The organism is Thalassotalea euphylliae, assembly GCF_042682785.1.
Classification (GTDB): Bacteria; Pseudomonadota; Gammaproteobacteria; order Enterobacterales; family Alteromonadaceae; genus Thalassotalea_F; species Thalassotalea_F euphylliae.
Genome location: NZ_JBHUIB010000003.1, coordinates 316,637 through 333,721, shown reverse-complemented (window position 1 = coordinate 333,721; position 17,085 = coordinate 316,637). Strand labels below are relative to the sequence as shown.

Here is a 17,085-nt window from a genome sequence, read left to right as displayed (position 1 = left end):
CCAATTTATTCTATTGCTGGCTAGTCTAACTGATTTGGTTAAACGGGGTAAACGATTGAAGCATTTACAACGACTGATTAAAAACTACGGTTATATTTTCACCAACAATCTTTACACCCAATTACAAAATAGCTGCCATACTAAAAGGTGTTTAAAAACAATGTACTGGCTTGAGACGGAATTAGGTGTGAGGTAGGTTGAATGATAAAAGTTGTAGCGTTAATAGCAGGCATTGCGATGATGTCGGTTTCATTGGGCTGTGATAGCAGGCCGCAAACACCGACGTCAAACACCGCGACTTCGTCAAAAGGCGCCAGTGCAAAACCAGTGAACACAAAAAAAGGTGCAGTTGCTTGGGAATATCCACAACCTAGAGAGCTTAATAGCCAACCAGCGATTGTGCATGCGCCCCAAATTCAAGCATGGCCAGAGTTTAAAACGTTAGACGCGCTAGTTGCCATCGAATATTTTGAACAAGGCCAAGATAAACCTGCAACGATGTTAAATGCTCGCGTTGGCGGTGATACAGAAATCGATCTAGATAATCGGCTGGTCACTATTAAAAACGCCGCCATAACTTCTGTATATAGAAATGGTAAAAAAGCGCCCGACATGGTTGATGATGTGCAAACATTGATTCGCAGTAAGTCGTTAGCAATGCCACTTGATATTTTTCTTACCGCACTGTCAGATACTGTACTCGATGACGAAGGCGAAAAAGGCTTTAACACTGCACCGCCTATTATCAAAGTGATGGTGCAAGATACCATTGCTCTTATTGTTCCCGGCAAACCTTATTTGAAAGCTATCGACGGCACAGACTGGCAGGTCGCACAAAATGCAAATTGGCCACTTCTAAAGCTAAAAGACAGCTGGTACTTATTGGTTAACAAGCAATGGCTAACCGCCTCAAACCTCGCTAGCGAATGGCGTAAGGCGGCTCAACTACCTCAAGAAATATCGCAGCTAGCGGGCAACAAAACTCACAGTATTATTGCCGAATCCATTCCTGCTAAGCAGAACAGTAGTGACGTACCCATTGTTCTGTACCATAGCTCTCCAATAGAGTTAATTGTAACGGCTGGAACGCCCACCTTAGAAAAGATCACAGGAGATCTTAGCTACCTTAGCAATACGGAGTCACCGCTATTCAAGCTAGAGAACACTTGGTACTTTTTAAGTGCAGGCCGATGGTTTAAAACCAATGACTTAAACAATGGTCCTTGGCTTTTCGTTAACCCACTGCCTGACGAATTCACTAACATCCCTGCTGATCATAAAATGAGTTTTGTACGTGCATCCATCAAAGGAACCGTTGAAGCAAGGCTCGCCATACTAGAGTTAATGCTGCCGCGCACCAAAACAGTGGAAAGAGACAACCAGCCTGATATCAAGGTGCTATATGACGGCGAACCCACTTTTGAAACCATTCCTGGCACCTCAGTAAAACGAGCGACAAACAGTCCACAAGATGTATTTATCGTTAATGGAAATTACTACCTTGTTTACGAAGCAGTTTGGTACCTTGGTGCAGGCCCTGACGGCCCTTGGAAAGTTACCGACAACGTGCCTGATGCTATTTATGATATTCCTGCCGACTCGCCAAGTTACAGTGCCACCGACGTTAAAGTAGCCGAGTCATCCGGCAATCAAGTCACTTACGTTCACACAGCAGGTTATGACTCCAACACATACGTTTATTATGGCGTCCCTGTTTATTCAACTGGTTACTACTACTGGCCATACTATGGCGCATACTATTGGTACTACTATCCTGCTTATGGCTACGGTCGATACTATAACCCCAATACTGGTGCATACGGTTGGCGCTCTTCATGGTATGGCCCTTATGGCGGTTACAGCTATGGTGAAGGCTATAATCCGAAAACAGGCCGAATGGGCTATCGCGAAACGTGGTGGGACGGCGACGAATGGGCGAGCTATGGTGAAATGTATAACCCTCGTACGGGTATTGAAACACGCACTAGCCGCTACTATGACGAAGATTCAGAACGCTACGAATTTGAACGCGAAATTGAAGGAAAGCGCAATGAAATTGATGTTGAGCGCACTGTCGATATCGATGACCAATGGTCTGAATCAAAACGAGAAAACAGCCGTGGCGGCAGTGTTGAAATGCAACGAGAATGGGATGATGACGGCAACCTGAAAAGCTCAGGCACTATCGAATCTGCCGATGGCAGAACAGCGACAGTTACCGGTAACTATAAAGACGGTGAAGGCACCACAACCATTAATGGTTCTGATGGTGGTGGCGGCACTATTACTCGTGAGAAGAATGGAGATACGGTCACTCGAAGCGGTGAATTTACCAATAAAGACGGTAAAACTTACGAATCAACCAGTACACGAGATGGTCGTGATAGCGTTTATCATGGCGAGTCTTCAACAGGCGGCGAAATAAAATCAATTTCTAAAGATGGCGAGCGCAAAACGATCGGCAAGAATGACCAAGGTGACGTCTTCGCTGGTCACAATGGTGAAGTGTACAAAAAAACAGATGACGGCTGGCAAAAATACGACCCTGACTCTGGTAATTGGCAACAATCTGAATCAACGCGTTCAAGCAGAAACAATGGCACTGCTACAACAACGCAACAACGTTCTACCGACGCTACAAAACGGGCTCAGAACTCAACATCGCGCACAACCAACAACGCGACAACCAATGCCAACAGAACGACAACGCAACAATTAAATAGAGATGCGCGTTCAAGAACACAAGGCAGCCAACGCTTTCAGCAGCGACGCGCAAACAGTGGCGCAAGAGCGGGAGGGCTATTAAGGCGCAGACGCTAATGACATCGAAAAATGCAATACTTGCGTCAATCAATGTCACGTAATACTTTAACGATATAATAATTTGGATGATTGGTTAGCTTAGGGAAGTAGATGTGTGCCGTTTCTTAACAACGTTGGTAATGTGTATAGCAGTAAACATCTGTTTTACGCATGCCCTCGCAAAAGACCTACCAACACTCAATGTGGTCACTGAAGATTGGCCGCCATACAACTACCTAGATGGTGAAGGGAAAGTTGTAGGTACTGCAACAGCTAGAGTGAAGCGCATACTTCAGTTAGCCAACGTTAATTACTCCATCAATTTGTTACCCTGGGCTAGAGCATATAACGCCGCTATTAGCCAACCCAATACTCTCATTTACTCTATTTACAGAACAAAAGAACGAGAGACGTTATTTCATTGGTTTTGTCCGCTGTCACCAAAAAGTGATTTCTTTGCCTACGCACTGAGCGAAAGGACAATTTCAATTAAAAGCGATGAAGAACTCACCCACTTCTCTGTTGCCGTTTCTCGTAATGAAGTTGAGCATATTTATCTCAACAATATTGGATTTAAAGAAGGCAAAAACCTCTACATCTCCGCTGAAGATGAAAGCAGCTTAGACCATGTACTCAATAGAAAAGTCGATTTATTCATAGAAAGCCAAGAGTCTATCGAGACGAGATTAAAAAAACGTAGTCTTCCAAATCATATTGTCGTCCCTGTTTACAAGCTCAATTTAGAACAAGCACAGCATTGCTTTGCCTTTTCTAAAGGTACCTCTCCAGAAGTATTGAAACGGACTCAAGACGCTTTCAACCAACTAAACAATAGTAAAAACTAAGAATATGAATTTAGGAAAATTTGTCATTTATTTAGCGGGAAGCTTTTTCCTACTTTACGGGTTAGCCTTCAGCATTATGCCAGACACCATGTCACTGCTGGTGACAGGTTCAACACCGCCTGAAGGTTCAGCGTCTATCGACTTCCGAGCAACTTATGGAGGCTTGCAACTCGCCTTAGGATTGGCGATTTTTTATCTGAACGGTATTGGACAAACCAATGCGAGCCTCTTTATCGTCGCATTGGTTTTAATAAGTATGGCGTTTACCCGCACGCTCGGCTTTTTTGTCGAAAGCTCAGGAAATTTATATATGTATTTATTTTTGACTCTGGAAGTCTTAGGTAGCGCATTGGCTTTATTTGCGCTTCGCAAACTAAACCAACAAGTAAGCCCTGTAACATAGAACCCAGCTGATACAAGAATCACTGACAACAAAACAAAAGGGATTTAAAGGTCGTTATGCCATACGTTAATGTTCAAATTACAAAAGGCGCCACACGCGCTCAAAAAGCAGAAATTGTTGCTGATATCACTAATTCTTTACAGCGCGTTTTAGGCAAAAAGCCCGAACACACTCATGTCGTCCTACAAGAAATAGAAGAGGAAGACTGGGGCTATGCGGGCATGTTAACTGACGATTGGAAAAAATTACAATCAAGTAATAGCTAGCCCCTATTTAGCTAGTTGAGCTAGCTGAGCAGTTTGCTTTTTGGGTGCTCGGTAATTGTCTTTACCGACAATATAGTCACCAAACGGTACTTTGTTAAATACGCGAATAAACACCAGTGACGTCACAATCGTCATCAAAAACAACAAGGGCACTGACTGCCAATACACCAGATTATCGATAGGCAGATACGTTGTGTAGATAATGATTATCGGCCAGTGGGCTAAGTACACACCATAGGACGAACGGCTAACTGTTTGCACCCACCAGTAATCACCAAAACGAAGACCGTACAGCAAGAACATGCAGAACAGGCTGATGGTCAATGGAATATTCTCAAATAGCTTCGAATGCACTTCCTTACCATCGTAGAAAAAGTTGATTGCCGATATACCTACCCCAACAAGCACTACACCATGGGTAAGCGCTTTATTGTCTCGAATAAATTGGATGACATGTTTGTAGTGTCGACCAATAAAATAGCCACAACAAAAGAACGCCGCCCATGTCGACACATAGAATTTAAAGTCGCGGTGGTCAACGTGAGGGGTAATATATTTGTAGTGAACGTAGCAGATAGCTAAAGACAGTAAAATAATGCTGAGCTGGCTTAGCTTTAATTTCACAATCACCATATGCAGAATGTAGAACTGCACAATCACCACCACAAACCAACCGTGGTATTCGCCCATCAAGTAACGTTTTAAACGTTCTGGGTCAAAGGGTTCGCCAACGACAACTACTTTCACCAATTCAGAAATAAACGCGAACGCAATAAACGGCGCCAATATAAACTTCAATCGCTTGCTTAAGAACTTTTCTGGTAGCTTTTCAGAATAACTCCGTGCAATGAGAGCCTCAGACAACATAACAAAGGCAGGTGTTGCAAAGCATAGTAATACACGCACGAGATCAAAATAGTCGCGCGATCCCTCTGGCACGGTATTAGGTAAAAAGAACATACTATGTAGGAAAACAATGGAGAGACATGCGCACGCGCGCACCATGTTAAATTCGTGATGAATTACTTTTGCTGCCGTTGGCTTGGTCGGTGTTGTAATAGTGACGCTCCCTATATCTTTCACGCATAATGAAAAGATCTACTACTCGATATCAACCATACAAGTGGTTGTTTTATAAACTAATAGCATGTAACGAACAGCAGAGCAATCAAAGCCTTGTTAACGACTGTTAACTTATTTCGTCGCTTGTGCTTGGCGAATAAAGTCGCTCAGGTAATCTATGTGTTGTTCGTCTTTCCGAACGCCGACAAATATTTGTTTGCTAATGCCCTGCTCGCCAAAACGTAGGCTTTTGATCGGCATTGTTTTCGCAAACTCATCGACTAGCCAACCAGGCAATGCACATACGCCGCGACCAGCAGCCACCATTTGCAGCATTATCTCTGTGGTCTCAATGATTTTATGCTTCTTAACCGAGCACTTAGCGGGGTTGAGGAACTGACTAAAAATATCGAGTCGCATAGGCTCAACTGGGTAACTAAATAGCACTTCGTCGCTCAACTGTTCAGGCATTACAAAGTCTTGTTTCGCCAATTCATGCGCTGATGACACCACAAGCCTGTGCTCGTAATCAAACACGGGAATGTATTCAATACGCGGTTTAAAGAGCGGATCAGGTGTAATAAGCACGTCTATTTCGTAACTAAGCAATGCGCCCAATGCGCCAAACTGGAACTCTTGTCGAACGTCAATATCAATATCAGGCCAATGCTCTAAATACGGGTGAATTACTCTAAGCAACCATTGATAACAAGGGTGGCACTCCATCCCAATGCGCAGCGCGCCCATTTCCCCTTTGGCAATTTGGCTCAACATCAATTCAGTATGTGCAAACTGAGGTAGCACCCGATTAGCGAGCTTTTGAATACGCTCGCCAGCTTCGGTTAATCGCAAATTTCTGCCTTCCTTTTGCCAAATGGGCGTACGCACCTGCCCTTCAAGCTTTTTAATGCTATGACTTAATGCCGATTGCGATAAATAGAGCGAATCAGCCGCTTTGGTTAAAGTGCCGTGCTCTTTAATTGCCGTCAGTATTTCTAAATGAATTCGCTCTAACATGCGTTAGACTCAACCTTATAAAATGATGAATACTGTTCATTGGATAATGAAAATATATCACTTTTATTCATCAAACAAGGGGCTTTACAATGAATATGGATATCTAAAATATACCCGGCTACGCGCTAAAAACCGGCTCGCAATATCACATAAGCAGTAAAAAGAAGTACCTAACCATGAACATTATTGACGCTATCACACCGAACTTACCCACTATCTTTGCACTTGCAGCTACAGGCGTTTTTGCAGGCATTTTGGCAGGTTTACTGGGCGTGGGCGGTGGCATTGTTATTGTGCCAGTGTTGTTCTTTTTATTTCAAAACTTCGGCGTATCGCCAGAAACAGCCATGGTTGTTGCTACCGCCACATCACTGGCAACCATTATTCCCACGTCAATTAGCTCGATACGGTCTCACCATAAAAAGGGAAATGTTGATTTCGAACTACTCAAACGTTGGGCGTTGTTTATCTTTGTCGGTGTGCTTGTAGGCAGTTGGTTGGTTACCCGTGTAGACGGCACTATTCTCACGATCATGTTTGGTATTATCGCCACGCTATCTGCTCTCAACATGCTATTTCGAACGGGCAAATCAGCACTATTTAACCAACTGCCGCATCACGCGGGTCAATCAGTGATGGGGGCTTCAACGGGCTTTTTCAGCGCTATGGTTGGTATTGGCGGCGGTACAATTTCAGTGCCGTTATTAACGCTGTATAACTACCCTGCACATAAGGCAGTAGGCACTGCTGCAGCTATTGGGTTGATTATCTCATTGCCTGGCGCGCTTACCATGTTGGCGTTAGGCACAACACCACAAGACGCACCCGCTGGCACGTTTGGGCTGGTTAACCTTATTGGGTTTATCTGTATTGTGCCACTTACTGTATTATTCGCCCCGGTTGGTGCATCGTTAACGGCAAAGTTAGATGCAGATAAACTGAAAAAGGTTTTTGCCTTTGTGTTGCTGTTCACAGGTTTGCGCATGCTTGCCCAGTCATTTATTTAATACCAGCTAAGCACTTATACACGCTACACATATCACAAGTTACACATTTTTAGTCAGCAAAGCGTAAAAGCACTTGTAATTAAAACGCCATGCATTAAAAGTATGACTGATCTTTGTATTGGGCTGACTCAGTATCAAATGATTATCAACTGAGTCACTCAATCAAAACCTCTTTATACAGTTTATGTTTAGCAAAAAGCGCATGGAGTTTTATGGATAGTCTTACACAATTTACGCTGGGTGCAGCGGTTGGCGAAGCGGTACTCGGCAAGAAAATTGGCAACAAGGCTATGTTATGGGGCGGCATTTGCGGCACAATTCCCGACCTTGATGTGTTCATTCCCATGGGGAACGCGGTAGCCGACTTTACCTACCACCGCTCGTTCAGCCACTCGTTATTCGTATTGGCACTACTTACGCCATTGGTTGCATGGCTCGCCATGAAAATACACAAACAGCCAGAAGGAATGAAGCAACGCTGGTGGGTAATGGTCTATCTGGTGTTTGCTACGCATGTGCTGCTAGATAGCTTCACAGCATACGGCACACAAATATTCTGGCCGATATCATCAACCCCCATATCGTGGTCGACTATTTTTATCATCGACCCGCTCTATACTGTGCCGCTGCTCATCGGCTTGTTCGCAATTTTGATAAAACGAACCATGGGCACTGAGCGATGGAATTTGTGGGGACTTGGCATTAGTTCTGCGTATTTATGCTGGACCGTTGGCGCAAAAATTTACGTGGATGACCAAATCCACAAAGGGCTAGAAGCACAAGGTGTCACTAACTATTCGTTATTTAGTACCCCTGCTCCGTTTAATACCTTGCTGTGGCGCGGTATTGCCAAAACAGAAACGGGCTATTATGAAGTGTATTACTCACTACTCGATACACAGTTGCCAACAAACAACCCATTTTTTACAAGCGAAGAAGACTTACTCACTAGCATTGAAAGTGACTGGTCAGTCTCTCGCCTGCAATGGTTTAGCAAAGGGTTTTACAACGTTAAGTTGCGCGATAACAAAGTGGTAATCAGCGATTTAAGAATGGGATTAGAGCCAAGCTATGTCTTTCAGTTTGCAGTGGCTGAGGTAAATGAAAGTGGTGATACGCCAACAGCGGCTCCAACACTTATTGAAGTGGAACAGCTGAACCCAGAACGTGACCTTAGTGTGTTAGACAAAGTATGGAAACGTATTTGGTCTGAAGAAGTCATCATCTAGCAAAGTAATTCTCTGCCAGAAAAATATTGGCTACCAAGCGGTTCAATCTACAAGCGGTTTAATCTATAAGCGGTTCAGGCAAATGAAGCGAATTGAGCGAATAAATGTATTCGCTCAATTCGCTTGGTAGTTTTTAGTTAAACGCTGCTAGAAATGAGAAGAGAGAAGTTAGTAGTTAGAAGCAATCAATTCTTGTCTCACAATCTCTGCGCCAGCGCTTAAAGCGCTTAATTTACCTCTAGCAACGGTGCGTGAAAGCGGCGCCATGCCGCAGTTAGTGCATGGGTAAAGCTTGTCAGCCTCAACATACTGCAGTGCTTTGCGGAGCGTATCAGCGACTTCTTCCGGTGTTTCTATCTCGTCACGAGCAACGTCAATCGCCCCCACCATCACTTTCTTACCGCGCACTAACTCCAATACTTCAAGCGGTACACGGCCGTTGTGACATTCCAGCGAAATGATATCGATATTTGATTGCTGCAACTTTGGAAACGTTTCTTCGTACTGACGCCATTCTGACCCCAATGTTTTCTTCCAATCGGTATTCGCTTTTATGCCGTAGCCATAACAAATATGCACCGCGGTTTCACATTTCAAGCCTTCAATCGCTCGCTCTAAACAGGCAATACCCCACGCATTCACCTCGTCAAAAAACACGTTAAACGCAGGCTCGTCAAACTGAATAATGTCAACGCCAGCCGCTTCTAGTTCTTTCGCTTCTTGGTTCAGTATTTTGGCAAACTCCCAGGCCAGCTTTTCACGACTTTTATAGTGGTCATCATAAAGCGTATCTACCATAGTCATTGGCCCAGGAAGCGCCCACTTTATTGGCTTGTCTGTTTGTTTACGCAGGAAGGTAGCGTCTTCAACAAACACAGGCTTTTGGCGACTAACAGGGCCAAACACGGTTGGCACGCTTGCATCGTAGCGATTGCGAATTTTCACCGTTTTGCGGTTTTCAAAATCCACACCATCAAGGTGTTCAATAAACGTGGTCACAAAGTGTTGGCGAGTTTGCTCGCCGTCACTGACAATATCAATGCCTGAGGTATTTTGTTCTTGCAGCGACACTTTCAACGCGTCGTGCTTACCGTCAACCAAGGCATCGCCCTCTAGCTTCCACGGCGACCACAGTTTTTCAGGTTCTGCCAACCATGACGGCTTAGGCAAACTGCCCGCAGTAGACGTAGGTAATAATGTTTTCATAGGTACTGTTGCACTCTCTATCTGAAATCTATCTGAATTCGTTCTTAGGCACTATCTGTAAGGTGCTACTAGGCATAGTTTGCCGACCATTGTTGAAGCACATTTTGGTAAGGCTTTATAAAATGCTCTTCAGCAAACTTACCCTGCTCTTTTGCCAAACGGCCGCGCTCTTCACGGTCGTACACAATTTGTGTTAACGAGTGGTCAAGGTTCTTCAAGTTTGGCTTATAACGCTTACCAGCCGTAGCATTGGCGTTATAAATTTCTGGGCGATAAATCTTCTGGAACGTCTCCATAGTGCTAATGGTGCTGATTAGCTCAAGGTTGGTGTAATCCGTGAGTAAGTCACCAAAGAAGAAGAACGCCAGCGGTGCAACGCTGTTTGGCGGCATAAAGTAGCGCACCTCTAAGCCCATTTTTCTGAAATATTGCTCGGTTAGCGACGACTCATTCGGCAAGTACTCCACACCCAGTACAGGGTGTTCGTTCTCGGTACGATGATAGGTTTTGTTGTCCGACACACTTAAGCAGATAACCGGCGGCTTCTCGAAGTTCTGCTTGTAGGTGTCTGAACTGACAAAGTGCTTAAACAACTTACCATGCAAATCACCAAAGTCTTCAGGAATACTAAACTGCGGCTGGTCTTTGTTATGGTCAAGCAATACCACACTAAAGTCATAGTCACGCACGTACGACGAAAAGTTATTACCGACAATACCTTCTGTTCGCTTATTGGTTTTGCGATCAAGAATGTTGGTTTTTAAAATTTCGATTGACGGAAACGCCTCTGCACTGCCCTCAATACCCATGTCCACCGAAATTATGTCTAACTCCACTGTGTAACGATCGCCATTCGGGTTATCCCAATGGGCTAGCGCATTAAAGCGGTTATCAATCATTTTCAATGCATTACGTAAATTTGACTGACGGCTTTCACCACGCGCCAAGTTAGCAAAGTTTGTAGTGATACGCGTGTTGTCTGATGGGTGATAGTTCTCATCAAAGCAAATGTTCTTAATGGCAAAGGTAAAGTCTTTGGTAGTCATGATCCGTTATCCAATTCTGAAAGATAAATCCACACTGTTTAGCTTCGACCAAATGGCTGCGTCAAAAGCTAAGGATTAAAGCAATGTGGTATTTATACCTCGACCATTACATGAATAAAATTGACTTTATTTCATTAAACAATGAGCTTTATTCATAAATAGGATGAGTACAGATTTAATGGATTACGCGTTCTGTAGAAGAAATACTCTTTATCTACACACCATATAAAGAGTCGGATTGACTGAAATCTGCCTTTCAACAATATTTTTCTAAATATGACCTAATCAGCCAAAACAAAAACGCGTACCCATCGAACTTACTTCATTGAAAAAATTAACAAAAGAAGATAATTTACGGAGTGATTGAATTGGAACTACAGGCAAAAGTCACCTCACAGACAAAGTGGGACTTTTCGTTCTATTAAGCTGTTAGGGTATTAAGGATAGGCATGGAGCCAATGAATACTATCGAAATCGATTTTGATAAAAAACTAGAAATTAAGATTAATAATGAAAGACCAGTTAACTTGACTGATTTAACTGTGTCCTTACTAGATCTTAGTTCGCAATTTCAAAGGTTTGTTGAGCGTGAGTCTTCAGAAGACTATGACATTTCAAGTGAGCTTTTAATTAAAGAAGTGCGTTCTGGTTCAATAATTGTTGAATTAGTCACTAAAGCTGCACCTCTTGTTCCACTATTGTGGCAAGGCGGATCGCTTTATCAATGGGTATCAACGTCTTCCAATATTATTGATTGGTTTCTAGGTAAAGTTAAAAACCCACCGCAGGATTTAACTAAAAAAGATCTACAGCAATGGAAAAACATTATTGAGCCTGTAGCAAAAGATGCAGGTTCTCAATTAGTTATTTCTGCTAGTGACAATGCCACCGTTATTAATCAATTAGTTGTAAGTTCTGAGCAAGCTAATGCAGCTCAAAACTTTATTAACCGAAAAATTGCCAACATGGATGAGCCAGCTGATCATATTCATTCAAAGAAAGTACTTGTATGGTATCAAACGAAGTTTGACACCAATTCAGAAACAGGCGACAAAGCAATTGTTGAAGATATCAGAAAAAATCCTACAAAAGTAATTTTTGAAAATAATGCTGTTAAAGAAGCTATGTTACATGGGCATAACAATTTTAATAAACAGTGGCATGAATTGGCTTATGTAGTAGATATGGAAGTCCAAACTATAAATGGAGTTCCCAAACTTTATAAAATATTGCGTTATTACGAAGACTACACATTTGACCCCGAGGAATAATACCCTCGAGAGGCATTAGAGAGCATGGAATTCTCACCATCAGATATAATCCTTAATAGTCGCGACGAAAATCGTGAAAAAGAATGTGCAAAATATTTAAGGTCTTTACCTACGAATGAGAGATATCCTTTTTTGTGGGAAGTGCTTAAGTCCAAGGATAACTTAACGCAGTTGGCTGGTTGCAGGCTGGTGTCTCGTTCCGTTCAGGAAAATGATTTTATCTATGAATTGCTCAATTATGCTTTGGAAAACTGTGATGTTAGTACAATTGGTTTTTGGTTAGTTCCATGCTTGGATGTAATGGGCGTTAAACGCACAATTGAACACCTAATTCGTAAAAATGATAATTACCCTGTTTTGGTTAATGCTGCTTGTTATAAATTACACTGGCACCTACAAGGTAAGCCTAAAAAGGATTTGTTATTGCTGGAGAAGTTATCAAATGCATGTAGTTTTGATAGAAGCTCTCTCTAACAAGCCAATTATATGCGGCACAGCTAACGCTTGGCTCAATTCAGCTCCTATACACAAGTTTAGCCAAGTATTTATCAGCCAATTATTGGGGCGTCAGGTTTACAGGAGAAGTCATTGAGTATTAGGGCTGAAATCAACTTATTGAATATCCCTAGGCCACCACATATGTATCGATATTTTGGTAATGGTTGCTGGGTAAGAATTGAAACAAGTACATTTAATAATGTAGCCTGCTTAATTAAATTTCCCGGCGAACGAGAATACTTTGACGGTGATATTGTTACCGTGAATCTTGAGTTCTACCCCGATGAACCTTGTATTAACCAGCTCAGTTCAGGTGTTGAATTTTACCTATCTATTGTAGGGCTAAATATAGCTATAGGTAAGGTTTTGTAGTTTTAAGCTTAGAGGGCACCTAGTAAGTCAATTATGGATGGTACGTCTATAACTTGGCTGGCACTCGTTCTTCGCTAATTTTAGCCAAGCTTAATTCGCCTCATATTGAGGCGTATAATCTCACTCCTTCAATAGCAAGATGCCTACGTAACATTCGTCAGCACTTCCTTTAATTCCAACATCATTTTATGGGCGCTCTCCCCTCGCATTTGATAAGGATCAAAAATACTGCTGCCAGAGAACTTCAAGTTAAGTGGCGCGGTTAGGCTAGATTCTGGCACGTACGCCATTGACCACTGTGAAAACTCGCGTTCGGTAATTTCACTGTATTCCAGCAACACAATATCGTTATGGCGTTTATCGTTGAGTATTTGGTGATAAAGCTTGTTTACGCTACTGCGTGAACCTTCTAAACACTGCAGAAAGAACTTGCGGCTAAAGCACAGCATGCCGGTAATTTCTTGTTTTTGGTTGTAGTCTCTTGCCGTTGTTAGAATGTCGTCGATATCTTCTGGTTTAAATGCATCTGTTGCCTTGCTGGCATAAATAATACGAGTCAGAAACATGGTGGTATTCTCCGCTTAAAACACATAACTGCTGTGTTTGAATTCTTTATTGTTATTGTAGATGCGTTTGCATGGTATGCAGATAATTATTGCCTTTCGCATACACATCAAATAGCTATTACGAAAAAAAGCGCCAAAAGGCGCTTTCTATTTTCGAGAACTTATCGTTCTTTTTAGCCTTAAAGCTTACGCTTTAGTAACCGCCTTACTTACCGTTTGAAGGTAATGTACCCGGTAACCAGTTACCACCAGCTTTGGCGATAGCGTCTTCGGTTAATTTCACCGATTCAGCTAGCTGCACAATGCGTTGGTAAACATCGTTGTAGCCTTCACTTGCGCGAGTAAAGCGCAGTTTTTGCTGACCGTTTACAGGCGATGTGCTTTCACTGCGTGACCACAATAAGTAGCTGATGTAGCCGTAAACGGATGTAGCTGTTGGCTCAGCACGCTTAGAGACTACAGAGTTACCATTTAGGTCGAGCTTGATTTCTTTTAAATCACGCGTCATTTGATGCGCTAGCTCAATAGTTTTCTGGTCAAGTGCTAACGTTTCTGTGGTTGCTGCACTAATGTGGTTGATACGCGACTCTAGTTCACCAAGGTACTTACGCGCACCAGCAATAGCTGCGTATAAACGCCCTGCTTTCATATCAAATGCTAGGTCGGCTTTGCGGTCTGTGCTTGGGAATGTGCGGTTATCAATAGACACCACTTCAAACGTTTGCGATTGGTCGTACGCCGTTTCAACACCGTTCACTACTTTTGATAGTGACACTGTGTATTTGCCCGGCACGACTAACCAGCCTGCGTCCATGTCACCACTTGCTTTGATTGGCTCAAAGCCTGGGTAACGTAGGTCCCAATGAATACGGTTAAAGCCTTTCTTCGCTGGTGCTTTAATGCGACGAACCAAGTTACCTTCGTCATCACGTACAGTTAAAATTAATGAAGATTTTTGTTCAAAGTCTTCTTCTTTTAACGCTTCCCAGCTTGGATAGAATACTGGCTCTTTCTCTTTACGAAGTTCTGCTTCTTTCGCTTGGCGTTTGGCTTTTAGTGATTTGAAGTCTTCATTCACGTAAAAGCTAAATGCCGCGCCGTACTCTGGGTTGTCAGCAAAGTAGAAGTCAGCACCACGCATGGCTTTGCCCGGTAAACCTAATGGATCATGCTCAATAAACTGGAACGCACGACGCACAGGGAATAGCGTAGCGTCTTGCTTTTTCACGTCTGTTGCACTTTCACGCATTGGTGAGTAGTCATCTAGGATGTAGAAACCACGACCAAAGGTCGCTAGCGCTAAGTCACTTTCACGACGTTGAATTACTACGTCACGTACCGCGATAGTCGGCATACCAGACTTTAACTGTACCCAGTTTTTACCGCCGTTTTGCGTGAAGAACACACCGAATTCCGTACCTACGAAAAGTAAGTTTTTGTTTTCGTGGTCTTGCGCAATTGCGTATGTTGAACCGCGTACAGGTAAATCACCGGTGATGTTTTTCCAGCTGCGACCGTTGTTGTCACTGCGGTATACGTATGGTTTGAAGTCACCACGCTTGTGGTTGTCAAACGTTGCGAATACGGTGTTCTTGTCGAACAACGATGCTTCCATATCGCTGACGTAAGAGTTGTCTGGTACTTTTGATGGCCAATCTAACTTGTCCCATTCTTGACCGCCGTTTTTAGTCACGTGCATTACGCCGTCGTCACTACCTGTGTATAGCAAACCTTCTTGCAATGGCGATTCAGTTAACGCGATTAATGAACCGTAGAACGACGTAGATGTGTTCTTCGCCACTGAATCAACGCCCCAAACTGTATCCATCACTTCTAACTTGTTGCGGTCGATATTGCGTGACAAATCACCACTAATTGCGCGCCAGTCATCACCGCGGTTATCTGATTGGAACAAGGTTTGTGAACCGTAGTAAATACGTTCGTTGTTATGTGGGCTAATCAACAATGGTGAGTTCCAGTTAAAGCGCTGCGCTACATTAGCGTCTGGCGATACTGGTTGCATTTGTACACGTTCACCTGACTGTTTGTCGTAACGTGCTAGGCCGCCGTATTGGTACTGCGAGTAGATGATGTTTGGATCGGTTGGGTCGATAACCGTTTTGAAGCCGTCACCAAATTGCGTGTACAACCAGTCAGCGTTTTGGATACCCGAGTTAGTAGTTGTACGGTGAGGTGCACCTAGAGATGCGTTATCTTGTGTACCACCAAATACGTTATAGAACGGGTAGTCATTGTCAACAGTCACTTTGTAGAACTGTGTTAGCGACATGTTGTCTTTAAACGTCCAGTTCTTTGCGCGATCCCAAGATTCGTAAATACCGCCATCACTACCAATGATTAAGTGGTTTGTGTTGTTCGGGTCGATCCAAAGCGCGTGGTTGTCTACGTGTTTGTGGTCTTCACCTGCACGGGTAAATGTTTTACCGCCGTCTTCCGTTACCATCATGTAGGTATCAAGCGAGTACACGCGGTAAGGGTTTTTCGGGTCTACGACAATTTCTTGGTAGTACTGCGGGCTGCCTGAAACGTAGCTGCTTTGCTTGTTCCAGCTTTCACCGCCGTCGGTTGATTGGTAGAAGCCTGACTTGCCATCAGCCGCTTCAACAATGGCGTAAATGATGTTGCCGTTGCTTGGCGCTACATCAATACCAATACGACCTAGGTCAACACTTGGTAAACCTTTATTGATTTTCTTCCACGTTTTACCGGCATCTGTCGACTTGTAGATAGTTGACTCTGGACCACCGTTGATAAGTGTCCAAACGTGACGACGACGTTGATAAGACGTTGCATAAATAACATCAGGGTTTTGTGGGTCGAACGCGATGTCACTAACACCTGTGTGCTCAGAAATTTCCAGTACGTTGTCCCATGTTTTACCGCCGTCTGTGGTTTTGAATAAACCACGGTCGCCGCCTTTGCTCCAAAGTGGACCTTGCGACGCAACATACACAACATCTGAGTTACGTGGGTCGATAAGGATTTCGCCAATATGCTCTGAATTTTTCAGACCAACATTGTTCCAGCTTTTACCGCCGTCTACTGACTTGTAAACACCGTCACCGTAGGCTACTGAGCGCTGAGAGTTGTTTTCACCGGTACCCGCCCAAATCACGTTTGTATTGTTCGGATCCATGGTTACATCGCCGTAAGAGTAACTTGCTTCGCCATCGGCAATTGCTGACCAAGTTACACCGGCGTTTGTGGTTTTCCACATACCGCCTGAGGCTGTCGCAACGTAGTATTCAGCTGGGTTATTTGGGTTGAACGCGAAGTCGCTAATACGACCACCTGTTACGGCAGGCCCCATGTTACGAAGTTTTAAACTGCTGTAGATTGACGCATCTACTTTTTTGTCTGACTTAGCCGCAATAGCTGAGCCTGAAATACCCATGGCGATTGACGCAGCAAGTAGGGTTGGTAGTAGTTTCATGTGTGCTTTCCTAATACTTTAAAAAAGTAAAAAGCCCGACA

15 protein-coding genes are annotated in these 17,085 nt (G+C 43.5%); 9 read left to right on the top strand and 6 right to left on the bottom strand.

Features of this window, described 5'->3' with window-relative positions:
• Positions 1-201: 201 nt before the first annotated feature.
• From ACFSJY_RS08710 to ACFSJY_RS08695, 4 genes are all read left to right on the top strand, one after another.
• Complete coding sequence (locus ACFSJY_RS08710; protein WP_386033320.1) at positions 202-2,820, top strand: hypothetical protein; 2,619 nt, start codon at positions 202-204, stop codon at positions 2,818-2,820.
• Positions 2,821-2,915: 95 nt separating this feature from the next.
• Positions 2,916-3,647: a transporter substrate-binding domain-containing protein gene (locus ACFSJY_RS08705; RefSeq protein WP_386033318.1), complete on the top strand. Its 732-nt coding sequence runs from the start codon at positions 2,916-2,918 to the stop codon at positions 3,645-3,647.
• A 4-nt stretch (positions 3,648-3,651) separates the two neighbouring features.
• On the top strand, positions 3,652-4,050 hold the full coding sequence (locus ACFSJY_RS08700) for a DUF4345 family protein (RefSeq protein ID WP_386033316.1): 399 nt from the start codon (positions 3,652-3,654) through the stop codon (positions 4,048-4,050).
• A gap of 56 nt (positions 4,051-4,106) precedes the next feature.
• The gene (locus ACFSJY_RS08695) at positions 4,107-4,316 is read left to right on the top strand and encodes a tautomerase family protein (RefSeq protein ID WP_386033314.1); all 210 of its coding nucleotides are present in this window, start codon (positions 4,107-4,109) and stop codon (positions 4,314-4,316) included.
• Between the two features lie 3 nt (positions 4,317-4,319).
• On the opposite strand, the gene ACFSJY_RS08690 is transcribed toward ACFSJY_RS08695, so the two are convergent.
• Positions 4,320-5,399: an acyltransferase family protein gene (locus tag ACFSJY_RS08690; protein ID WP_386033312.1), complete on the bottom strand. Its 1,080-nt coding sequence runs from the start codon at positions 5,397-5,399 to the stop codon at positions 4,320-4,322.
• Between the two features lie 111 nt (positions 5,400-5,510).
• Complete coding sequence (locus tag ACFSJY_RS08685) at positions 5,511-6,395, bottom strand: LysR family transcriptional regulator (protein WP_386033310.1); 885 nt, start codon at positions 6,393-6,395, stop codon at positions 5,511-5,513.
• A gap of 176 nt (positions 6,396-6,571) precedes the next feature.
• On the opposite strand from ACFSJY_RS08685, the gene ACFSJY_RS08680 reads away from it, so the two are divergent.
• Both ACFSJY_RS08680 and ACFSJY_RS08675 read left to right on the top strand, forming a co-directional pair.
• Positions 6,572-7,402: a sulfite exporter TauE/SafE family protein gene (locus ACFSJY_RS08680; protein WP_386033308.1), complete on the top strand. Its 831-nt coding sequence runs from the start codon at positions 6,572-6,574 to the stop codon at positions 7,400-7,402.
• A gap of 212 nt (positions 7,403-7,614) precedes the next feature.
• Positions 7,615-8,631 (top strand): metal-dependent hydrolase, encoded by a 1,017-nt coding sequence (locus ACFSJY_RS08675; protein WP_386033306.1) that lies wholly within the window; start codon positions 7,615-7,617, stop codon positions 8,629-8,631.
• 168 nt (positions 8,632-8,799) lie between these two features.
• Here ACFSJY_RS08675 and ACFSJY_RS08670 read toward each other — a convergent pair whose 3' ends face one another.
• Together ACFSJY_RS08670 and ACFSJY_RS08665 are read right to left on the bottom strand one after the other, a co-directional pair.
• Entirely contained in the window at positions 8,800-9,837 is a 1,038-nt protein-coding gene (locus ACFSJY_RS08670) for a methionine synthase (RefSeq protein ID WP_386033304.1), read from the bottom strand.
• A 68-nt stretch (positions 9,838-9,905) separates the two neighbouring features.
• Positions 9,906-10,883 (bottom strand): DUF1852 domain-containing protein, encoded by a 978-nt coding sequence (locus tag ACFSJY_RS08665; RefSeq protein ID WP_386033302.1) that lies wholly within the window; start codon positions 10,881-10,883, stop codon positions 9,906-9,908.
• Positions 10,884-11,341: 458 nt separating this feature from the next.
• On the opposite strand from ACFSJY_RS08665, the gene ACFSJY_RS08660 reads away from it, so the two are divergent.
• The 3 genes from ACFSJY_RS08660 to ACFSJY_RS08650 all read left to right on the top strand — a co-directional run bounded on the left by ACFSJY_RS08660 (position 11,342) and on the right by ACFSJY_RS08650 (position 13,024).
• Positions 11,342-12,154 (top strand): hypothetical protein, encoded by an 813-nt coding sequence (locus ACFSJY_RS08660; protein WP_386033300.1) that lies wholly within the window; start codon positions 11,342-11,344, stop codon positions 12,152-12,154.
• A gap of 24 nt (positions 12,155-12,178) precedes the next feature.
• The gene (locus ACFSJY_RS08655) at positions 12,179-12,628 is read left to right on the top strand and encodes a hypothetical protein (protein ID WP_386033298.1); all 450 of its coding nucleotides are present in this window, start codon (positions 12,179-12,181) and stop codon (positions 12,626-12,628) included.
• Between the two features lie 114 nt (positions 12,629-12,742).
• The gene (locus ACFSJY_RS08650) at positions 12,743-13,024 is read left to right on the top strand and encodes a hypothetical protein (protein ID WP_386033296.1); all 282 of its coding nucleotides are present in this window, start codon (positions 12,743-12,745) and stop codon (positions 13,022-13,024) included.
• A gap of 143 nt (positions 13,025-13,167) precedes the next feature.
• Here ACFSJY_RS08650 and ACFSJY_RS08645 read toward each other — a convergent pair whose 3' ends face one another.
• Positions 13,168-13,590 (bottom strand): BLUF domain-containing protein, encoded by a 423-nt coding sequence (locus ACFSJY_RS08645; RefSeq protein ID WP_386033294.1) that lies wholly within the window; start codon positions 13,588-13,590, stop codon positions 13,168-13,170.
• A gap of 205 nt (positions 13,591-13,795) precedes the next feature.
• The gene (locus ACFSJY_RS08640; protein ID WP_386033292.1) at positions 13,796-17,044 is read right to left on the bottom strand and encodes a VPS10 domain-containing protein; all 3,249 of its coding nucleotides are present in this window, start codon (positions 17,042-17,044) and stop codon (positions 13,796-13,798) included.
• Positions 17,045-17,085: the final 41 nt, after the last annotated feature.